At 52.2% G+C, this 18,853-nt stretch carries 21 protein-coding genes and 1 tRNA gene; 11 read left to right on the plus strand and 11 right to left on the minus strand.

Annotated elements, in window-relative coordinates:
- Positions 1 to 18 precede the first annotated feature (18 nt).
- The 6 genes from JNJ77_18515 to JNJ77_18540 all read right to left on the minus strand — a co-directional run bounded on the left by JNJ77_18515 (position 19) and on the right by JNJ77_18540 (position 6,250).
- Positions 19 to 483: a hypothetical protein gene (locus tag JNJ77_18515; GenBank protein MBL8824586.1), complete on the minus strand. Its 465-nt coding sequence runs from the start codon at positions 481 to 483 to the stop codon at positions 19 to 21.
- Positions 484 to 698: 215 nt separating this feature from the next.
- Complete coding sequence (locus JNJ77_18520) at positions 699 to 2,270, minus strand: HAMP domain-containing protein (protein ID MBL8824587.1); 1,572 nt, start codon at positions 2,268 to 2,270, stop codon at positions 699 to 701.
- A 212-nt stretch (positions 2,271 to 2,482) separates the two neighbouring features.
- On the minus strand, positions 2,483 to 3,679 hold the full coding sequence (locus JNJ77_18525; GenBank protein ID MBL8824588.1) for an ACP S-malonyltransferase: 1,197 nt from the start codon (positions 3,677 to 3,679) through the stop codon (positions 2,483 to 2,485).
- A 126-nt stretch (positions 3,680 to 3,805) separates the two neighbouring features.
- A complete protein-coding gene (locus JNJ77_18530; protein ID MBL8824589.1) occupies positions 3,806 to 4,177 on the minus strand; it encodes a hypothetical protein in 372 nt (123 codons plus the stop codon).
- Positions 4,178 to 4,366: 189 nt separating this feature from the next.
- The gene (locus JNJ77_18535) at positions 4,367 to 5,347 is read right to left on the minus strand and encodes a DUF1559 domain-containing protein (GenBank protein MBL8824590.1); all 981 of its coding nucleotides are present in this window, start codon (positions 5,345 to 5,347) and stop codon (positions 4,367 to 4,369) included.
- Positions 5,348 to 5,737: 390 nt separating this feature from the next.
- Complete coding sequence (locus tag JNJ77_18540; GenBank protein ID MBL8824591.1) at positions 5,738 to 6,250, minus strand: adenine phosphoribosyltransferase; 513 nt, start codon at positions 6,248 to 6,250, stop codon at positions 5,738 to 5,740.
- A 68-nt stretch (positions 6,251 to 6,318) separates the two neighbouring features.
- On the opposite strand from JNJ77_18540, the gene JNJ77_18545 reads away from it, so the two are divergent.
- Both JNJ77_18545 and JNJ77_18550 read left to right on the plus strand, forming a co-directional pair.
- The gene (locus JNJ77_18545) at positions 6,319 to 6,774 is read left to right on the plus strand and encodes a GNAT family N-acetyltransferase (protein ID MBL8824592.1); all 456 of its coding nucleotides are present in this window, start codon (positions 6,319 to 6,321) and stop codon (positions 6,772 to 6,774) included.
- Between the two features lie 58 nt (positions 6,775 to 6,832).
- Entirely contained in the window at positions 6,833 to 7,576 is a 744-nt protein-coding gene (locus JNJ77_18550; protein ID MBL8824593.1) for a hypothetical protein, read from the plus strand.
- Positions 7,577 to 7,579: 3 nt separating this feature from the next.
- Here JNJ77_18550 and JNJ77_18555 read toward each other — a convergent pair whose 3' ends face one another.
- Positions 7,580 to 8,089: a hypothetical protein gene (locus JNJ77_18555; GenBank protein ID MBL8824594.1), complete on the minus strand. Its 510-nt coding sequence runs from the start codon at positions 8,087 to 8,089 to the stop codon at positions 7,580 to 7,582.
- Positions 8,090 to 8,268: 179 nt separating this feature from the next.
- Here JNJ77_18555 and JNJ77_18560 point away from each other — a divergent pair, with 179 nt between their 5' ends.
- From JNJ77_18560 to JNJ77_18575, 4 genes are all read left to right on the plus strand, one after another.
- Positions 8,269 to 8,502, plus strand: a complete 234-nt coding sequence (locus JNJ77_18560) for a hypothetical protein (GenBank protein MBL8824595.1) — start codon at positions 8,269 to 8,271, stop codon at positions 8,500 to 8,502.
- A 192-nt stretch (positions 8,503 to 8,694) separates the two neighbouring features.
- The gene (locus JNJ77_18565; GenBank protein MBL8824596.1) at positions 8,695 to 9,924 is read left to right on the plus strand and encodes a PQQ-like beta-propeller repeat protein; all 1,230 of its coding nucleotides are present in this window, start codon (positions 8,695 to 8,697) and stop codon (positions 9,922 to 9,924) included.
- 98 nt (positions 9,925 to 10,022) lie between these two features.
- A tRNA-Leu gene (locus tag JNJ77_18570) sits at positions 10,023 to 10,104 on the plus strand.
- Between the two features lie 224 nt (positions 10,105 to 10,328).
- Positions 10,329 to 11,417 carry a tyrosine-type recombinase/integrase gene (locus tag JNJ77_18575; GenBank protein MBL8824597.1) on the plus strand — a complete coding sequence of 363 codons (1,089 nt, stop codon included), beginning with the start codon at positions 10,329 to 10,331 and terminating at the stop codon, positions 11,415 to 11,417.
- A gap of 356 nt (positions 11,418 to 11,773) precedes the next feature.
- Here JNJ77_18575 and JNJ77_18580 read toward each other — a convergent pair whose 3' ends face one another.
- From JNJ77_18580 to JNJ77_18595, 4 genes are all read right to left on the minus strand, one after another.
- A complete protein-coding gene (locus JNJ77_18580) occupies positions 11,774 to 12,649 on the minus strand; it encodes a nucleotidyl transferase AbiEii/AbiGii toxin family protein (GenBank protein MBL8824598.1) in 876 nt (291 codons plus the stop codon).
- A complete protein-coding gene (locus JNJ77_18585) occupies positions 12,646 to 13,464 on the minus strand; it encodes a type IV toxin-antitoxin system AbiEi family antitoxin domain-containing protein (GenBank protein MBL8824599.1) in 819 nt (272 codons plus the stop codon). Before JNJ77_18585 ends, JNJ77_18580 begins: the two co-directional genes overlap by 4 nt.
- Positions 13,465 to 13,732: 268 nt before the next feature.
- Positions 13,733 to 14,263 carry an ImmA/IrrE family metallo-endopeptidase gene (locus tag JNJ77_18590; protein MBL8824600.1) on the minus strand — a complete coding sequence of 177 codons (531 nt, stop codon included), beginning with the start codon at positions 14,261 to 14,263 and terminating at the stop codon, positions 13,733 to 13,735.
- 2 nt (positions 14,264 to 14,265) lie between these two features.
- On the minus strand, positions 14,266 to 14,598 hold the full coding sequence (locus tag JNJ77_18595; GenBank protein ID MBL8824601.1) for a helix-turn-helix transcriptional regulator: 333 nt from the start codon (positions 14,596 to 14,598) through the stop codon (positions 14,266 to 14,268).
- Positions 14,599 to 14,852: 254 nt separating this feature from the next.
- On the opposite strand from JNJ77_18595, the gene JNJ77_18600 reads away from it, so the two are divergent.
- The 5 genes from JNJ77_18600 (at position 14,853) to JNJ77_18620 (ending at position 18,836) form a co-directional block, all read left to right on the plus strand.
- The gene (locus tag JNJ77_18600) at positions 14,853 to 15,101 is read left to right on the plus strand and encodes a multiubiquitin domain-containing protein (protein MBL8824602.1); all 249 of its coding nucleotides are present in this window, start codon (positions 14,853 to 14,855) and stop codon (positions 15,099 to 15,101) included.
- Positions 15,076 to 16,278 carry a ThiF family adenylyltransferase gene (locus tag JNJ77_18605; GenBank protein MBL8824603.1) on the plus strand — a complete coding sequence of 401 codons (1,203 nt, stop codon included), beginning with the start codon at positions 15,076 to 15,078 and terminating at the stop codon, positions 16,276 to 16,278. The genes JNJ77_18600 and JNJ77_18605 overlap by 26 nt, the downstream gene beginning before the upstream one ends.
- Positions 16,268 to 16,717: a hypothetical protein gene (locus JNJ77_18610; GenBank protein ID MBL8824604.1), complete on the plus strand. Its 450-nt coding sequence runs from the start codon at positions 16,268 to 16,270 to the stop codon at positions 16,715 to 16,717. Before JNJ77_18605 ends, JNJ77_18610 begins: the two co-directional genes overlap by 11 nt.
- 415 nt (positions 16,718 to 17,132) lie before the next feature.
- A complete protein-coding gene (locus JNJ77_18615) occupies positions 17,133 to 17,423 on the plus strand; it encodes a hypothetical protein (GenBank protein MBL8824605.1) in 291 nt (96 codons plus the stop codon).
- Positions 17,424 to 17,909: 486 nt separating this feature from the next.
- Complete coding sequence (locus JNJ77_18620) at positions 17,910 to 18,836, plus strand: radical SAM protein (GenBank protein MBL8824606.1); 927 nt, start codon at positions 17,910 to 17,912, stop codon at positions 18,834 to 18,836.
- Positions 18,837 to 18,853 lie beyond the last annotated feature (17 nt).

Raw genomic sequence — 18,853 nt, forward strand, 5'->3', positions numbered from 1 at the left:
TCGAAAGTTGATGAGAAATTATTTCAGGTTTGCAGGTTTAACGAGCGTCAGTCGAAGATCGACCTTGATATTCTCCAAGTTGTCGCCATTGCCAAGAGGCAATGTTTTGGTTTCGTTGAGTCTCCATTTACCCCGATAACGAACCGACTTCTGACTGGTAAGCAGACTCCCATCCGTGGATGGTTGCTTGGAAGTAAAGAGAACGGACATGTCAACCTGGCAGTCTTCACCCTGGTTGTCATAGGCGATGCAACTGACAATGATGCCCACTGGTTCGTACTGAACCGGAGTTGTATTCGGGATAGGCTCTTCGCCACCGACGACGAAACGTGCTGGTTTGCCAGCGAGGACTTTCAATGCAGGATTGCATAATACCCGTTCGATGCTGGCCTTCAGGTCGTATACTTTGACTTCTAACTGGTAAACGGTTTTGGTGTCTGAAACCAAATGCATCAGACAGATACAAAGGCAAGCACTGAACATTTATCACTCTCCTTTGCTGCGATCCCTCCGGGATCGATTTGCTTTTTCGCATCCCCTGACCGGTGCTCTTCAACCACCGGCTACGGTCTTTGCCCCTTCGTGGTCTTTCTGGGTGCCATAGCCTGCCTGTACTCAGGCTGGCTATGCTTGGGCACTTTGTCGTTGCATGCATGGTTAGGCGGAGTACCGCCAAACCATGGCACCCGTTGCGCGCCCTACGCTGCTTTTTTCAGTACCGTTGCCACTGGGTCTTCCTGTGGAACGGTTTCGGCTTGCTGAAGTGGGATGCGTACCGTGAAGGTGCTTCCCTGGTTTGGTCCGGCACTGGTGGCTTCAATCTCACCGCCGTGCTGATTGATAATGCGATGACTGATGCTGAGACCCAGGCCGGTGCCTTTGCCTGTTCGAGAGCGTGTGAAGAACGGTTCGAAGAGGTTTTCGAGCACTTCCTGTGTCATGCCGCAGCCTGAATCGGTAAAGGTCAGTAGTGCTGCATCGTGAACGACGGCGAGTTTGATAGTCAACAGGCCGCCGGTGTCCATGCTTTCCAGAGCATTGACGATCAGGTTCAAAACGACCGATTTGATTTCGGGCACGGAGAGTAGCAGGTGTGGCCGCTGCTGTACTTCGAAGACGATACGTTTTTCCTGATGATTGGGCAGATGCTGTACCATCTCCAACACGCTTTGTACCAGTTCAGCCAGGTCGGCCATCTGCTTGGGGCGGTCGCCCATGCGACTGAATTCGAGCAACTTCTGGGTGATTTCCTTGCAACGGAAGGCTTCCTGCTGAATCATGAGCACATAGCGGTTGATCAAGGGAACATCGGGATGTTCCGGGTGCTGTTCCATCAGGCCTTTGAGCCGTCGTTCGAGTGCTTCGCCACAGAAACTGATGCTGGCCAGAGGGTTGTTGATTTCATGAGCCACGCCGGCAGCGAGGAACCCTACGCCTGCCAGCCGTTCACTGCGGACGAGTTGTTTACTTCGTTCCTGCACCTGTCGTTCAAGATCCTGATAGATGCCTTGCAAGCGGTCTGACATGTGGTTGAAGGCCACTGCCAAATCCTGCATTTCATCGTTGCTGCTGACCTGGACATGTCCGGTGAATTTGCCGGTCGCCATCTGGGTGACCTTGGCGTGCAGTTCGCGGATCGGTGTAGCTATCCAGTGATAAGTAACCCTGGCCAGAATCAGCAGCAGGACGAAGCCGCCGATGCTGATAGCCAGTGCGAGTTGTCGGGTTTGCTGATAACTGCGATCCGCGGCGGCAACCAGGTTTTGAACATCACTATCAATGACATTGCAGAGTTCAGCAGTCAACTTGCTTAACTGTGAAACGATTGGCCGCCAGGGCGCACGAGGCTGCGAATCGCCAACGTGAAACTCTACGGGTTGAATATGGTGTTTCAACTCTTCAACTTTGGATCGAATCTGCATGAGGTAGGCTTTTTCTTCCTTGCCACGGTCGCGATCGAGGCCGGTCTGCTGGGTTCGCATCAACAGCGATTCATACGTGCCGGCAGCTTCCATTAACTGTTGAGCCAGTTCTTCCTGTTGGGTGGAAGTGGCAAACGTGCTGGATCCATAGCGGGCCAGCCAACTGGAAACACAATCGTGCATGTAGCTGGCAGCTTTCTGCTCGTTTTGGCGACTATCAATGCTGTTGACGGTAATGCGATGTGCAGAAAGGGCATGCAGCGTTGCGCCGAGCAGAATCAGCATCGGCACACCAACCATGAGCAGGCCAAGCAACAACTTGTGGCGTATACGCAATCGCAGTGCCACGGTCCCCCCGTCTTCCTTGACGTCCCCGTGAGCCGGTATTGGGAATCCCTCCCACCGGTAATTTTGTAACTTTTACCAGATGCGTACAAACAATGCTAGCCCGATTAGGCGGTGAGCGCAAAAAAGATTTAATCCTGGCGCACCTTGGCATCTTGGCGGTTCTTTTTTTTACCGCCAAGTCGCCAAGAAGCGCCAAGGGGGTTCCATGTAGCTTAAGCAACAGAACCAGACGCGTTCACCAGGCTGGTTTGCCCAGGCTGGGGAGCATTGGCCAGCAGCCAGTCTTCGAGAATGATGTGTTCGACATAAGGAGCACGAAGGAGTGCAGTGCTTTGTGACAGCAGTCTGGTCAGCCAAGGCCGGCGCATGATCGGTTTCATGGCACGCAGGCCGAAGCCGCTCCAGGTGCGCTCGGCTGATTGCCCGGCAATGTTGTCGCTGATACGTTTGAAGGTGGCAGGGACCAGGTTGGGATCGGGGCCGACGTGCACCACGATTTCCACTCCCGATGCCAGTGTTTGAAACACCATGTCCCACAGTTTTTGTGGATGATCAACCCATTGCTGCATCAGGTGCCTGCTGTTGGTTTCGTTGAAACTCTTCTGGCCTGTAACGCTGCTGATGATGGGGACCGTGGGTTTGGTTAAGCCACCCTTGGTTTTCTGCAGAATGACAGCAGTGCGATTGGGGATGTTTCTCTGCCAGGTGATGGGGGTATGCAACGGCGCCCAGCGATGCGGGTTGGCACGCAAGTGTACTCTTTCGGGAAAGCGTTCCTTCATGAGTGTGCGGAACTGTTCGAGCGTATCGTTTTGAGCCAGGAGCAGCAGACTGTTGGGAGACAGGTACGTGGAGGGGGATATGATCCCTTTGCCCTCGGTGCCGATTTCCAGGCAGGTTTTATGTACCAGATCGAGATCGAGTTCCGGGCCGCGGGAAAACAGAATGCCCATCGTGACATTCTGTGAAAGTGCCACGGAATCTTCGGACATCAACAGTAGGGGGATCAGCATATCCTGTGCGGTAAAGACTTTTGAGGCAGCCAGTGCAGAGGTTTCCCCCAGGCTGTAGCCGAAGGCGATACGAGAAGAATCAAAGGGAATATCAAAATACTTTTGCAGCAGTTCGAGTTGTACCATGCACATGGTGACGATCAGGACAATGTCTTCTGCATAACTGGTCAAGTCGCAGGTTTCCCGCCGCTGTCTGACTCGTTCGACGAGGTCCATTTTCGTCTGCAGCGTATCGCTGGCTAATACGGAATTTTCTGCAAGTGCCTGTTCAACTTCTTTGCCGTAGAGTGGATGTTCGAGTAGTTCGGGAGTGCGTCCAAGGTTGGTGATGTTGTAGCCTCGAAAAGTAAAAGCAGAACTGGCAATTCTGCTGCGAAGTTGCACAGCGTCGAGCATACCGGTGCACCTGATAAGTTGAAAGGACAGCGGCTCGTGCCCATCGGCCTGTCAAAGAATACAGGCGCAAAATATGACAAACATATGAGTTCGAGAGGTCGGAATTATTCCAGAGATTTTTTACTTTTACAGATACGGGTCGCGATTGATCATTTTTCTACTGAGATCGACAATGTAGCAGACTTCACGCGAAATGGGTTTGCCTTGCTTGTTCAATTTCAGCGTTACCCAACAGCGGGGCAGTTTATCTTTATCTACGGTAACGTTGGTAATCGTGAATTCAGTCAGTGTGCTGCCAGCTTTCCAGTCTTCGTCAAGAAATTGCCAGCCATCGGGAATGGTTTTAGCTGAAGCAGGTGTTTTCTTGTTTTGCCAGATTTCGAGTCCCTGTTTGACGGCACTTTTCACCTGCTCGATTTCCTGGCTGGAGAGGCCCGAGCCACAGCCGATGAGTGCACATGACAGTGACAAGAATATACATACGCTCAAGCGTGTCATGTGCTGGTTCCCGTTGGAATCCCGGTATGTAACTGCGAGCACACCCCGGCGGAGTACCTCCGGAGTGTGGCACAGTTTATGTCAATTGACGCCAAAGCTTTTAGAGAAGGGGAAATCTGCAACAACCCAAAGCTATTGCACATCTCCCCTAGCTGACGCTGCGGGCTACCAGTTGCAACACGCAAAAGATCAATCAAGGTTAGTGATGTCGCCGCGGTTGCGGGTTTCAGCTTCGGCCCAGGCTTTGTCGCCAACATTCCTTACAGCACGTGCACTGCCATCAGCCAGGCAGATGCAGATGATGTTGGAAGTGAAGCTTTGGGTTTTCAACGGATGAGCATTGTTATCGGGCACGCCGAATTCAGCACAGACCATGCAGCGGCAAAGCCAGGGTTCTGTTCCGGTCCACGCGGTGGGTACGGGGCCTGAACGATTCACGAAACCACTGCGAGGCCAGTAGCCGTTCACATAGAGTGAGTCGGTAGGAAGGTCGACTGTGTAATTGGTAGTGACAGGCAATACTCCATAAGCCCAGAGGTTAGCGCCATAGCGCGGGTTGCCAGCAGGCCTGGAAGATACTGCATACTTCTCGCAGAACATGATGGTGTTGGTCATGCCATCAGGAATGGTGGAAGGGAATACCGCGCCCAGGTCGCCAAAGACCTGCCAGTTGGCGGCATAGCTGGTCAAGCCCCATTTGGTATTGCTGGTGCCGGTGGTGGCCCAGGGTGGAATGGGATTGCCGGTGCCTGATGCTGACCACCAGGATGGCATGGCGCTGGTGAGATCGAATACGCCATCGCCGAAGGATCGATCCAGCGGGGCTTTGAAGATTTTCAGCACATAGGAGCGGGCAACATCTGGCCCCAGTTTGTAGATGTTGTCTGCTTCGATATAAGGCAGCAGGTGATAGAACACTGAGCCTTGCACACCCGTGGGGTTTGGCAGCATAGCAGGGTAGGAGCCGAACATCGGCGGGGTTTTCTTGTAGTCGCCATGGGCATTGTGCACGGCGATGCCGAGTTGTCGCAGGTTGCTGAGCGAAATCATCTGATCTGATGCAGCACGCACGCGCTGTATGGCAGGCAGCAGCATGGCCATGAGCAGAACAATGATGGCGATCACTACCAATAGTTCGATCAAGGTAAATGCAGATCGTTTGGAGGACATGGCAGATCCTTTGCGTTGAGTTAAAGAAGATAAAGGGGCAAATACGGGAAACGGAGGACATTCAGTCGCGATGGTGGAACGTTTCAGAAAGCACAGGAGAGATAGGATACACAGACTTCATTGCATCGCGATATACCGGTCACGCCGACACATGGAGCACTAAACTCAGGTGAAGCCCATCCGCATGGCGACGCGCGATAATGGTCGCTTTGAAGATGCCAGATGTGATGTGCAAATTGGCTTCATGTATTCGCACTGAGAGTCGATTCAATAATTACCCATCATAGTGCTGTTAAATCTTCATGCAACAGCTCCATGATGCAAATAAGCAAAATCGCTCTCTCAGAATTTTCATATTCAGAGAGCGAACGAATTGTCGGAAGAATGGAATCAGTAACTCAACAGACAGTACAACTCGTAGCCTGGAAGTTTTCCTGCACCTTCCAGGAACGAGAGCTCGATGAGGAAGGCGCAGCCTGCGACTTTGCCTTTAGCCTGCTCAACGAGTTTGCAGGCGGCCTGCATGGTGCCGCCAGTTGCCAGCACATCATCCACCAGCAGCACATGATCGCCGGGCTTGATGGCATCAACATGCATATGCAACGACGCTGAGCCATACTCGAGATCGTAGCTGTAGGATGTTGTGGCGTAAGGCAGCTTGCCAGGCTTGCGCAGTGGGATGAGTGGTTTCTTCAGCAGATAAGCGAGCGGAGCGGCGAGGAGAAAGCCACGAGCCTCGGCAGCAGCGATGGCATCGACCTTGGTGTGCTGATATTTCTTCGCTAGTTGTTCGACAGCAAAGCTGAAGGCTTCGGGGTTGCTGAGAAGTGGGGTGATATCTTTGAACAGAATGCCTGGCTTGGGGAAATCCTGAACGTCGCGAACAAAGTGTTTCAAATCCACGCTGATTCTCCGCCCGGGCTTTGTAACTTAACTCCATCAGACTAGCAAGCCACGAGAGCATTGCAACCATGAGTCTCCAAATACGACAAGCTGTCGTTTCCGATGCAGAAGTCATTGCAGACTTCAACAGTCGCCTGGCGATGGAGAGCGAAGGGAAAACGCTCGATCAAAAAACTTTGTTGCCGGGTGTACAGGCCTTGCTCCAGGATGCCAACAAGGGAATTTACTACCTGGCTTGCGATGAAGCTGGTGAAGCGATTGGCCAGATCATGCATACCTATGAATGGAGCGATTGGCGGAACGGCTGGTTCTGGTGGATTCAAAGTGTGTATGTGGTTGCGGAGCATCGGGGTAGGGGAGTATTCACCACGTTGTTCGAACATGTCAGAGAGCAAGCCAGGCGGCAAGGCAATGTGATTGGCATTCGTCTTTATGTGGAGGATAACAATACCCGGGCGCACAAGGTGTATGAACGAACCGGTTTTGAGAGTGCAGGCTATTTTGTGTTGGAGTGCGGAGTGTAATTATGGAGTATACTTTGAGCTTGAGCAACCACTAGGAGCGCGGGATGGACTGGGAGAGGTGGAGCCATCTGATTTTTTTTGCGCGACTTTGCTGATAGTCTTTGTCGGGTTCGTTGCAGTTTATTTCGTCCAGAGTTACAGGATTGATCGGCAGCTTGTCCAAGTCGAAGCATTATGCAAGGAATCACTGGAAGAGGGATACCTGAAGTCCGTAGATGTTGCAGAGCGGCATCCGAAATGGGTCGAGCCACAGATTTTTGCATGTCAGCTGGCTGTAAACACAGGCCGATATGCCGTGGCAGAAGATCATGGCCGAAAAGCCATCCAACTCCTCCAGGGGGAAGTTGTCCGGGTGACCTCGTGCTTCGATGCCGGTCGGAAAGAAGACAAGGATCTGTCAAGCGTGAAATATGAAAAGTTTCTTTTGATACTGGTGGAAGATTTGATTGCGCGGGCTGCGGTACTGGCGTGTTACACAAACTATGATTATGAAGGTGCGTTACAGCGCTGCGATGATTTTAATTCAGCGAGCAAGTCGTATAAGAGCCTGGTTGACGCCTGGCGTGCTCATTTCTGCATGCTCCTAGGCAGGTATGACGAGGCGGAGCAGCATTTGGAAAATGCCAGGCGTAAGGATATCAAGGGCGTCCAGTACCTGGCCATCCAGGGGCACTGGCATCTGATTCATGGCGATCCCAAGTCAGCGGTCGAGTACTATCTGAAACATGGTGATCGTAAGAGCCTGGCTGAGGACTTTGTCCACATCAAGGCTGTGTTCGGAATAGATGAACCAAGTTGGTGATGCTCAACCGGGCACAACTTCAAACAACTCAATGGCAGGCTGCAGGTCGCAGTAGAGAATGCCCAGGCGGCCATAGGCTGGGGTGTTATTCTTGAAGCCTTGCCAGTGCAAATGTTCAAATCGTACATAGTTAGTGACTTCAATATGGCGCAATACTTCATGATGGATAAGCACATGCCCCAGTGGCGTATCTTCTCTCAGTATGGCTTGCTGCACTTCGGGCTCCAGCATATGGAGGTGAATGCGGACAATGCCTCCCTGAACTACCCGGTCTGATCCAACAGGAAGCAGAAGAATCTGTCGAGCATACCACTCAGGGGACTGTTGACGCTGCAAAACCTGCACGCGAATTTTGCACTGATGGTAGGATTCCATCGCCATGGTCATGTGCCGATCATGCACCAGCAATTGATGAAAGGGTTCGGGAACTGCAGTGGGGTCGATCAGTTGAAAAGGGGGCAATGGAACCGGTTGAGGCAGCGAGGCAAAGAGTGTTTCAAGCGATGGTCCCATGATCTGGAGTATTATATGGCTGTTTATATGAGTGATGGATGATGAACCTGCACCGATGGGCACCTGTTGAAAATGAAATGTGTTTCTTACTGTGACTTTGTCGCTCAACTGCGAATTGGCATTTACATTGAATTGAAAGTCACTAAGGTACTGCACTGACGATTAACGAGGATGAACTTATGAATAGCGATCAAGTAGACACGTTCTACATTGCTGATACTGACGAGGGAAACGTAGCACTTTCCAGAACGCCTCAGCAGACTGTTTCTTCAGATCCTTTGCAATTACTGGTGATAGAAGGTAAGGAGAATATCACACCTCCCAAGATGTTGATGACTCGCAGCGAGTTTAAGCAATGGCGATATCAACTGGAAGATGAGGGGTGTTATGTCGAGTTACGATTTGCATCGTAATTGAGTTGCACCTGATAAGAGAGCATGGTGGTAGAATGATTCTCCGCCATGCTGCCAGATTCATTACATTACACATGATGAAGTTGAACTAAATCTTTGTCGAGTATTGTGGCGTCTGCTCAGTTCGAATGAGTGACCAGTTGTGCAGTTTTCTCCATAATATGAATCAATGGATATTTCTGGAGCTTTGTCATGCGCTGGTATTTCACCCTGGCTGCGGTTATCTCTCTGGTCACTGTTCTTCAGGCAGCTGATTGGCCACAATGGCGTGGGCCTGAACGAACTGGCATATCTCAAGAGAAGAACCTGCTGCAGGAATGGAGCAAGGAAGGCCCGCCATTAGCCTGGAAATCCACTGGTCTGGGTACGGGTTACTCCTCGCCCACCATCGCCAATGGCCGGATTTACCTGCAGACCACCAGGGATAAAGTGGAATATTGTATTGCGTTGAACGAGCAGGACGGCAAGCAGATTTGGTCAACGGTCATCGGTAAAGTGGGCGCCAATCAGGGGCCGCAATATCCTGGAACTCGGGCAAGCGTCACGGTTGATACTGATCGGCTTTATTGCCTGGCTTCGGATGGAGAAATCTGCTGTCTGAGTGCAACAGATGGATCAATCAAATGGCAGAAGCATTGCCGAAAAGACTTTGAGGGCAAGCCAGGGCAGTGGGCGTACTCCGAATCGTTGCTGGTGGATGACGACAGGGTGATTTGTACGCCTGGCGGCGAGAGTGCGAGCATGGTTGCCTTGAACAAAATGACCGGTGAAGTGATCTGGAAATCAGCTATCCCGGAAATCGGCACAGCAGAATATTCATCCATCATGGCTGCGAATCTGTCAGGCAGCAGGCAGTACGTCACGTTTCTGCGCAAGGGGATTGTCGGAGTGGATGCAGTAACAGGTAAGTTAGTCTGGAAATATTCCAAAACGGTAGATATGGGTGCAAATATTCTCACTCCCATTATTCATGAGAATAAAGTCTTCTCCTCCGGTTCACGAACTGGTGGCGCCGTAGTGGAAATTGTGAAGCAAGGCGAGAATGTAAATGCGAAGGAAGTTTATTTTAACAATAAGCTGTCGCCGAGCATCGGCGGAGCAGTTCTGGTGGATGGACACCTGTATGGCAGCAACAGTCAGGGTGTTTTCTGTGCTGACTTTTCTACCGGCGAGATCAAGTGGTCGAACCGCAGCGTAGGCGCTTCATCAGTCTGCTATGCTGATGGCCGCGTTTATTTACGTGGACATACTACGGGTGAAATGGCGATCATTGAGCCGAATCCCCAAGCTTACACCGAGCACGGAAGATTCAAGCAGCCTGAACGGAGCAAGATTCAAGCATGGCCACACCCAGTCATTGCGAATGGATGTTTATACCTGCGTGATCAGGAGACGTTGCTTTGCTTCCGGGTAGCGAAATAGCAAGAGGCAAGCGATGGATTGCAGAATCTGCTTTCAGGAGCGTGTGAACTTATAGCAACATTTTGTGTCCGTCCATAGTATACTGAGACAGATATCTAGCACGAGTGGCGGAACTGGCAGACGCGCTGGACTTAGGATCCCGTCCCGAAAGGGGTAAGAGTTCAACTCTCTTCTCGTGCATTTCCCTATTATTCGCAGATATTTGCCTTTCTGCCCCATGCTCCATACCATTCTTTTGCCCCAAGGTGGGGGCAAGGTGGGGGCAGTAGGGGAGTAACACGGCAATGGCATGGATAGAGACGGATCGACACGGGGCATTCCAACTTTGCTTCCGCTTCCAAGGGCGGAAGTTCAAACGGTCTTTACAGACTAGGGATGTTCAGGAAGCTCAGGACATTTCTGGTGTGGCTGGGCAAACGCTTCGGAACATCAACCTCGGCATCCTCGAAATGCCAGACTGCGATCTACCGACTTTCCTGATATCGGGTGGGGGGAGCAAGCCAAAAGTACTCCCCATCGACCCGACTCTCACACAGCTCTTTGAGCAATACTTCGAGTCGTTACCTGTTGGATCGCTTGAGAGAGAGACGATCAACAGCATGAAAACCCATCAAAGGCATTTAGAGCGGCTCTTGGGAAAGAAGTTACGTACGTCGGAAATGACCACTGAGGTTCTCCAGAAGTATGTCAACGCACGCGCCCTCGAAGATGTGACGTCAGATACAATCAAGAAGCCGATAGTCACGCTGCGGGCAGTTTGGAACCGCATTCTTAAGAAGCCATTCCCCAAAGGCATTACTTATCCGAAATCTAAAGAGCGGCCTCCGTACCAATCCTTGAAAGAAGTTCAAAGGGGAGGAGATTGGGACTCTCTGTACCTCACATCCGATGAAGTAGATGAGCTATTGGGCTATGTGCGGGCTACAGCTCGGCATCCGTTTGTATTTCCTCTCATCTGCTTTGCAGCACACACAGGAGCTAGACGGGCTGAAATCCTCCGCTGCCTAAAGTCAGACGTAAACCTGGAGCAAAGGATCGTCACGTTACGAGAACGTAAGAAATCCCATAGTACACGAACGACCCGGAGAGTCCCGCTTTCTCCACTCTTGGCTGATGCACTAGGAAAATGGCTGGATGCTCACCCAGGAACTAACCATCTTTTCGCAATCTCGGAAATGGAGCGAAGCAAGAAATCCGGTGTGCGGCCAATGACACGCGATGAAGCTCACGACCATTTAAAACGTGCCCTCAAAGGTAGCAAGTGGGAGGTGATCAAGGGATTCCACACATTCCGGCACTCATTTATTTCCGCACTTGCCAGTAAAGGAGTGGACCAGCGTATCATTGATGAGTTTGTTGGTCACCAGACGGAAGAACAACGGAGACGTTATCGACACCTTTACCCGGATGTCACGCGGAACGCTCTGATGCTGGCATTTGGAACACAGGTAGGCCATCTGAAAGGTAAAGTTAGACTTCGTTCTGGCAAGTAATCTTATTATCATTCCTCCTTTTCCATGTGAAGAGTGCTGCTCTAACTAAACCCTTACATATTCAAGTAGATGAACGAATCACCTATTTGGTGCAAGAAGTCGCGGGTTCAAATCCCGCTAACCCGGAGGTCGAATGACTCTGTGCCCCGACATCCTGCACGATCCACCCTTGAGCTTCGTAATGACGAATCGCCCAAGCAACCGTGTACTCCTCTATGATCTTGCGTAGTCCAACGAAATGATCCCGCCTTCCTGAGGGAGTATGGAAAACGTGGCGTTAAGCATCGCACCGTCGAAGTCAACAACAGCCTTCATTTCCAGCTTCCAGTGTCAACTTCCCGAACTGGCGACCTCTACTACACGTGAATTCCTTCAAGCAGCTTGGGTATAGCCGACTTACGGATTGCCTCGATCACAGTTTTTGACGACTTCCACGACTCACCCGGAATCCGTGCGATCAGATCGCCCCAGACTCGGCCAAACGCTGTGATTGCAGCATCGTCATCGAAAGTCACGCCAGCAGGAAGCAAGGGGGCGATGTCTTCGATCAGGCTCTGATTGAGTTTCTTGAGCATCCGCTCCTCGGCGTTCGCCCGGCTGATTGGATGGCCTTCCTGATCGAGATAGTAGTGGAAACACGCGAGCAACTTGTCGCGGTCGAGTCCGAGTTGGAGCAGACCTTCGTTGAGGTCGAACAGATCACGGTTCTTGTGTCGCTGGAGCAGCGCCCGTAGTTTCGTGCCAAAAAGCTCCTCCGGCTCGAACGAAACGATGTCCGCTTTCGCCTGATGCCAGTCGCTATTGATCTCGAAAAGGTAGGGTTTCAGACCGTGAAGAGTCTGGTGCTCGCGTGTGTTGATCTCGATTTTGAGCTTGAGAGAGCCACCACCTGCCTCTGGCGTAAACTTGAAGACCAGATGCGTCGTATGGGGTGCCTGATCGCGGGTGCATTTCCCCAACCACGACAGAGCATCCCGAACGGCGTCAATGATGCCACCAATTGGCTCGGGTTGCGTCTGAACCAGGTCAATGTCTTCCGAATACCGTAGCGGCTTTTTGAACAACAGCTTGTTGATGGCTGTGCCGCCGCGAAAGGCGATCTTGCCCTGCAACTGCGGATGGTTGAACAGATCGCACATCGCACGGCAGATCATCAAATCCTGCTCTACCTGCCGGAGGTCCGGCCAGGGAGCGTGCGCCGTCCATTGCTGGATATGAGCCAGTGGAATCACAGGTCAATCTCCACGGGCACGTTTATGACGAGTTTCCATTCCGTGTTCCGTTCTTCCGTCGCAGCCAGTTCGGGAACGAGGGGTTTGGCTGAAGGATCGAGGGCTTTGAAGGACTTGGCCTTTCCGACAAAGGGCCGGATTGCGTTGGCTTGCTTGGAATGCCCGAATCGTTCCAAAAAGTAGCCCAGCCGCCGGACAGCCGAGTTCTCATAAACATCGGCTGCCTTAGCGAGAATGCGGGCGTCAGCTTTCTTCCCAAGGTCGTGGGTAGCCTGCGCGGCTCCGTTAATCCCACCGGCCCGATGATAATAACGGCAGATGTCGAGCAAGGTCAGCTCCACACCAGCAACCTTGGCGAATCCGGCATCCGTTTTGAGTTGCGCGAGCCATTCGGGACGGTTTCCCTTCGCAAAGGCTTGTGGCGACTGGAACAGGAACTCGACGCGCTGCCGACCAATCTCGATGGTCGGCAGTTGTCGCGGAGTGATCATCTGAAAGACCATCGCGGCCTGATGGCTTGCTCCATGAAACGCTGCCGCACGCAGTAGGGAAATGCGGTAATCTACTTTCAGAAACTTCATTAACGGGTCTATCCATCGAGCGGGATCAGGAGCACCGAGCGCCCGATCCTCGGGCCGCAGAATCAGATAAAATCCCCGTCGCGGGGAAACGAGTTTGCCTTTCCTGGAAAGCCGGGCGATAGCCGACTTTAGCGCATCTGGCGACAGGCCAATATCGTCCAGGGCGGCTAGTTTCGTAAAGAAACCCCTACCTCGGGCAAGCTGTGAATCGACAAACTCCTGCACGCTGTTCATACCCCAATCATACCAGAAAAGTGGCGTAACGCAACACTTTTCAAATATGAGTGGGGAGACTCGGAATCGCGAATTGCGGAGACATCTCTATTGGCAGGTTCAGGAACAAATTGCATCGTGCGTCAAGTTTTTATGCAGTAAAACTTGACAATAGGGCCACTGAAAGCACTGCTTTAGAACCAATAATGACAAGCAAACCGTTGAGAAATTCCTGAAATCAGCTTCCAGGGCGTCACCAGCTAGCCGGATTAACCGGCGGAGAGAGTGCCTATTGATGGATATACCCGAGATATGCCAGCCGGAAGGTCATCGCCTGGGTGCTGACACCGTATTTGGACGCCAGCTCCTTGAGCACTTCCTCATCCAGCAGATCGATGGTGCCAATCTCCTCGACATCGTGGGCAAGGAAGTCCGCCGGCATCAGTAATTCGGCTGCGAACAGATTGGCTTCCTTTTCTTCAATGTCGGTTCCCTGGCTAGAGGCTTCACTTCGCAGCCAGACTTTGAAATGCCGATCAACATGTACGTCATCGAAATCGTGCAGAAGGTAATGCCCCAACTCGTGCGCCGTGGTGAAGTTTCTGCGGTTGGGATGGTGGTCGGCATTGACGCCGATTACGGCAAGTTTGCGTTTGCGGTCGCGGTACAGGAATCCTGACAGATCATCCTCGGCAGGAGTTTCCTGCACTTCGACGCCCATTGCCTTTGCAATGGCTGACACATCAATCGGTGCTGACCGTACCCTCTGTTCGGCCAATAGCTTCTGCACCGTTGAACGTATGTGCTTTCTGCGAACCATCTTCATTCCTTCCCTTTTTGAGCTGCGTTAACCGCCGACCTGATCCAGTCCTTTTCCGATTTTGGGCGATGCTTGAGCGCCTCATCTAACTGGTGTTCGGCCCCTGCCGCCGATTGCGGGAGAAGACTGGCAGGATCAACATGGAGTGCTGCGGCTATGTCTGCGAGCGTATGGAGCAGGAACTTCTGGCGCCCCTTCTCGACATTGGTGATCGAGGTGCGGGTCAAAGATACCAGCCCGGCAAGCCCTTCCTGCGTAAGGACCGGTTTGCGGCGTTTGCGGGCATCGCGGATACGCCTGCCCACCTCTTCGTAGAACGCGTTGTGGTTGTCCACGCCCGAATTTCCCCTGCTCGCTTTCGTATTGCCGGGAGGTATCTTACAACCGCTGGCGTCAAATGTCAACACGGCAAACTGTTTGTGTGGCAAACACTGACAAGTTATTTAGTTCTTGTTGTTGACATTTGAAACGGGCACCCCTACAATTCGCGTAACTGAAAAGCCACTCCCTGAGTGTTTCAGGCTGGCCGAGTGCATTCCGGGGAGTTCGCCCCAGGGCCTCGAAGTACCCCGAAATAGCAGGAGGATTTATGAGCAACGAACATAGCAGCAAGGACAAGGAAATCACGATCATCGTGAACGGCCGGCCGAAAAAGGTGCCGGACAGGCCCATCTCGTTTGAAGAAGTCGTGGCACTGGCCTTCAACCCAGTTCCCCCGAATGCCTTTTTCACCGTCACCTATAGCCACGGCAACACAGGCGGAAGCCTGACGCCGGGGAAGACCGTTCCAGTCCAAAACGGGATGAAGTTCGATGTCACAGAAACTGGTCAGTCTTAATCCGGATTTGAGCCGGTTGCGTGCAGAGGGCCTGGACATTTCCATTGGGAAATCCAGGCACCTGTTCATCCGCGATATTCCGTATGTGACCTCCGCCAGGGTAGTCAAGCGCGGAATTATCGCGTCGGCACTCGATCTCGCCGGCGAGGCAACGATCCCACCGGAGACCCATGTTGTTTTTTTCGTGGGTGAGCCGCCCTGTGATGAACATGGTTCTCCGTTGCCCGGAGTTTCACCAAACTCGAATCAGCCTCTGGGCGATGGCATGATTCCCAACCATCAGATTTCGAGGGTGCCGAAAACCGGGCCGACCCCTGGCAAATACCCGGACTACTACCAGAAGATCATGACGCTCGTCGCCATCGTGTGCAGCCCAGCCCAGGCGATTGATCCCACCGCCACTGCCTTCACTCACCCCGTAGTCGTGCCCGACGAAGAGGACGACTCGGTTTTCAACTACATCGATACGGCTGCCACCAAAGCGGGTATTGTCATAGCCAACCGCAAGCTGGAAGGCAAGAAGATTGCCATCGTGGGTATGGGCGGGACAGGCGCTTACGTTCTCGATTTCGTTGCAAAGACCCCAGCAGCGGAGATTCACCTTTTTGACCGTGATGTGTTCCTGAACCACAATGCCTTTAGGTGCCCGGGTGCGGCATCGCTCGATGACCTGAACAAGAAGCCGCAAAAGGTCAATTACCTGGATGCCATCTACTCGCGGATGCACCGGAAAATCATGGCGCATGACTGCTTCATCGACGACACTACGGTCGAACAATTGAAGGGCATGGACTTCGTTTTTGTCTGCATCGACAAAGGCACGGGCAAGCGACTGATTGTTGAACGGCTGGAAGAATGGGGCATACCGTTTGTGGATGTGGGAATGGGAATTCAGCTTGGAGAAGACAACACGCTCGGAGGAATCGTGACGGCCACAACGAGCACTCCGGCCAAACGAGATCACTTCAGAGTCCGCGTGCAATTCTCCGACGGCGAAGCAGCCAACGAGTATTCACAAAACGTCCAGATCGCTGAACTGAACGCGATGAACGCCGCGCTTGCCGTTATCAAGTGGAAGAAATTCTGCGGCTATTACGATGACGTAACCAGGGAGCATTACTGCGCGTACACGATCAGGTCGAACCAGCTTATTTCCGAGGACGTACATGAAGCCTGAAATCGTTCTCGCGCATGAATTCGTCGAGTATATCCCCGAAGAACTTAACGAACGAACGCTGTACATTTCCCGGACATATGGAACCGCCGTGCATAAGTGTTGCTGCGGGTGCGGCAGGGAAGTGGTAACTCCGCTTTCGCCTACGGCATGGCAACTGACCTTCGATGGCAAATCGGTTTCACTGTACCCGTCGATTGGAAGCTGGAGTCTGCCTTGCCAGTCGCATTATTTCATTACCAAGAACAGAGTGGTGTGGTCAGTGCAATGGACCAAGCAGCAGATTAACAGGGGACGGGCGCAGGAAGCCATGGCCAGGGAAAGACATTTCGAGACCGCCAATGCCCCGGCGAATCCGGATCTGACGCAAGCCGCCACGCCACCTACGAGCAGCAAACCGAAGGAAAGCCTCTGGCAGAGAATCAAAAGGTGGTTCTCGTGATCGACCAGGACAAGGGGGATAATCATCAATGAAGTGGCATGAAGAAATCCCATCGGGAAAATCCTGGGCATCACTCTGGAACGGCTAGACCATTTGCGGTTCATGCAGAGGAATACGCGGATTGGAGGGCAAATGCCCCGAGTGCGAAAGTGACCTGGGTTCAGTTCAAACCAACATTGTAGCCGACGGAAGGGAGATCATTACACACACAGTAATGGGGGCGGAAGGGCGTTACGAGGACTATCTTTACCTCCAAATGCTTGAACGTGAATGGAAACGACCTGCCTCGGAAGCCGACAGACGCGTTGACTCCGACCCCGCACGCCAGTTATCGCCTCGTGCGACGATTGTCGTACTTTTCTGGAGTTACTTCGAGACACGCATTGAGAGACTCATTCGGGCAGGAATGCACGACGTGCCCGCGCGTCTTGCCGAGGATACTCTCCAGCGTTACACGTCCATCGGTTCACGTTTGGATCGGCTTTATCGCGTCCTGTTCGAGACGTCTTACGGGGCGGACCTCACTGACCTGGGCTTCGACGACATCCGCCTTCACCTGGCGCAGGTGCAGGAACGCAGGAATGCTTTTGCTCACGGCGACCCAACGGCAGTCGACGACGTGCTCGTGGTCGCTATGGTGGACAACGTGAAACGTGAGCAGCAAGCCTGGATTGCAGCTTTTAATCTTAGAGGCACCCGTTCTTGACACAATCTCCTTGTAGTAAAGGTTATCCGTCACCCAATCGTTGTCTCAAACCGGCTTCCCAGCACACACCCCGGCCACAAAGGTTCAATAGACGTCTTGTCGCCCCGATAATGTTGCAACATTAAATTCCGCCAGTGGTTGCGAAAGCGACTGTTATCGGGATTTGAACGTATTCTCCGTCTGGCCGATTACGTATCGCAGTGTCGGACCGTAGTAACATGGAGCCCAGCAATGCGCTCAGGCGTTCGCAAAACATGTGCCCCAGTGGATTAATCATCTCATCTGCGGCCTATCGGAACTCCTTTCGATTACCCCCATTACTGCCGCCGCAATGCCACAATTATAATTCCTTTCCTATGCTTTCCACGTCCCCGTGTGAACGCTTCAGGGGATGAGTGATTAGTGACACAGGAAAAAAAGGGATCACCGTCCCGTTTCTGATGCACAATCTATGTACCATCTCAAGTCGTTCAGGAGGAGTCTCCAATGATTACATCGCCGTCGCTCTTGCTCGAAGCGATTCGGGTGCGGCTCGATACGGGCTGCCATTTGCGTTGTTTCTTCTGCAACTCATGGCAAAAAAAGGAGACAAGGCTGTCGAACGAAACCCTATTATCTGTCTTGGACGCGGCGAAAACAAATGGTGCGAAACATGTCGCCTTGTCTGGCGGAGAGCCACTCATTTCGCCAGTTCTTGATTCGTCACTTGCAGCTATTCATGCGGTCAGACTCCCTTCACACATTACCACAAGCGGAGTCGGTCTTGAAAAAAAGGCGGCTCAATTGGCCACAATGGGAGTGACTCACATTCACCTCTCATTGGAGTCGCTCGAAGGTAAGACGCGTTACTCCGAAACAGGCGAATCCGACATCGCCACAATTCTCGCTGCGATAGCTGGCTGTAAGGCAAACGGACTACGAGTCGAATTAAACTATTTAGTCCTGCGTAACAAGAACTGGAGTAAAGGACACATGAGTCGCTTGATGGAGTTTGCCACAGCAAATAGTGTCGATATTACGCTGTTAGATCTTTTGTACAGTTGGAATTCAGATCTAGAGCATTTTCACGTACCTGCTGAGGAAATTCGTGATTTTCTTGCAACAGAGTTTGGCCTCAGAGAGCAAGTCGTTATACGAGATGGGACAGTTCAGACGGAGTTCTCTTGCGATGGCATCCGTATTCGATTGAGGGATTTTCGAGCTCGCCCGGAAAGCAGCCTTTGTGCACAATGCGCGACCGACTCAAAACATCTCGGACTCACACCACCGCAGATTAGTACAGCAGGTACATTAGCATTTTGTAGTCACAGACGTATTTATATAGGGGAGTCTGCTCAGGAAGCGGCTATTGCATACACCGAGGTGACACACCGTATCGCACAGACAAAAACACTTCTGTGGAAACGGAATTGATGTCTTCAAGAACTGGC

Source organism: Planctomycetia bacterium, assembly GCA_016795155.1.
Lineage (GTDB): Bacteria > Planctomycetota > Planctomycetia > Gemmatales > HRBIN36 > JAEUIE01.

Excerpts from the sequence above, each read along its gene's own strand:
- JNJ77_18515 (MBL8824586.1), bottom strand. The coding sequence starts at position 483 with ATGTTCAGTGCTTGCCTTTGTATCTGTCTGATGCATTTGGTTTCAGAC.
- JNJ77_18525 (MBL8824588.1), bottom strand. The coding sequence starts at position 3,679 with ATGCTCGACGCTGTGCAACTTCGCAGCAGAATTGCCAGTTCTGCTTTT.
- JNJ77_18530 (MBL8824589.1), bottom strand. The coding sequence starts at position 4,177 with ATGACACGCTTGAGCGTATGTATATTCTTGTCACTGTCATGTGCACTC.
- JNJ77_18535 (MBL8824590.1), bottom strand. The coding sequence starts at position 5,347 with ATGTCCTCCAAACGATCTGCATTTACCTTGATCGAACTATTGGTAGTG.
- JNJ77_18545 (MBL8824592.1), top strand. The coding sequence starts at position 6,319 with ATGAGTCTCCAAATACGACAAGCTGTCGTTTCCGATGCAGAAGTCATT.
- JNJ77_18555 (MBL8824594.1), bottom strand. The coding sequence starts at position 8,089 with ATGGGACCATCGCTTGAAACACTCTTTGCCTCGCTGCCTCAACCGGTT.
- JNJ77_18560 (MBL8824595.1), top strand. The coding sequence starts at position 8,269 with ATGAATAGCGATCAAGTAGACACGTTCTACATTGCTGATACTGACGAG.
- JNJ77_18565 (MBL8824596.1), top strand. The coding sequence starts at position 8,695 with ATGCGCTGGTATTTCACCCTGGCTGCGGTTATCTCTCTGGTCACTGTT.
- JNJ77_18585 (MBL8824599.1), bottom strand. The coding sequence starts at position 13,464 with ATGAACAGCGTGCAGGAGTTTGTCGATTCACAGCTTGCCCGAGGTAGG.
- JNJ77_18590 (MBL8824600.1), bottom strand. The coding sequence starts at position 14,263 with ATGGTTCGCAGAAAGCACATACGTTCAACGGTGCAGAAGCTATTGGCC.
- JNJ77_18600 (MBL8824602.1), top strand. The coding sequence starts at position 14,853 with ATGAGCAACGAACATAGCAGCAAGGACAAGGAAATCACGATCATCGTG.
- JNJ77_18605 (MBL8824603.1), top strand. The coding sequence starts at position 15,076 with ATGTCACAGAAACTGGTCAGTCTTAATCCGGATTTGAGCCGGTTGCGT.
- JNJ77_18610 (MBL8824604.1), top strand. The coding sequence starts at position 16,268 with ATGAAGCCTGAAATCGTTCTCGCGCATGAATTCGTCGAGTATATCCCC.
- JNJ77_18620 (MBL8824606.1), top strand. The coding sequence starts at position 17,910 with ATGATTACATCGCCGTCGCTCTTGCTCGAAGCGATTCGGGTGCGGCTC.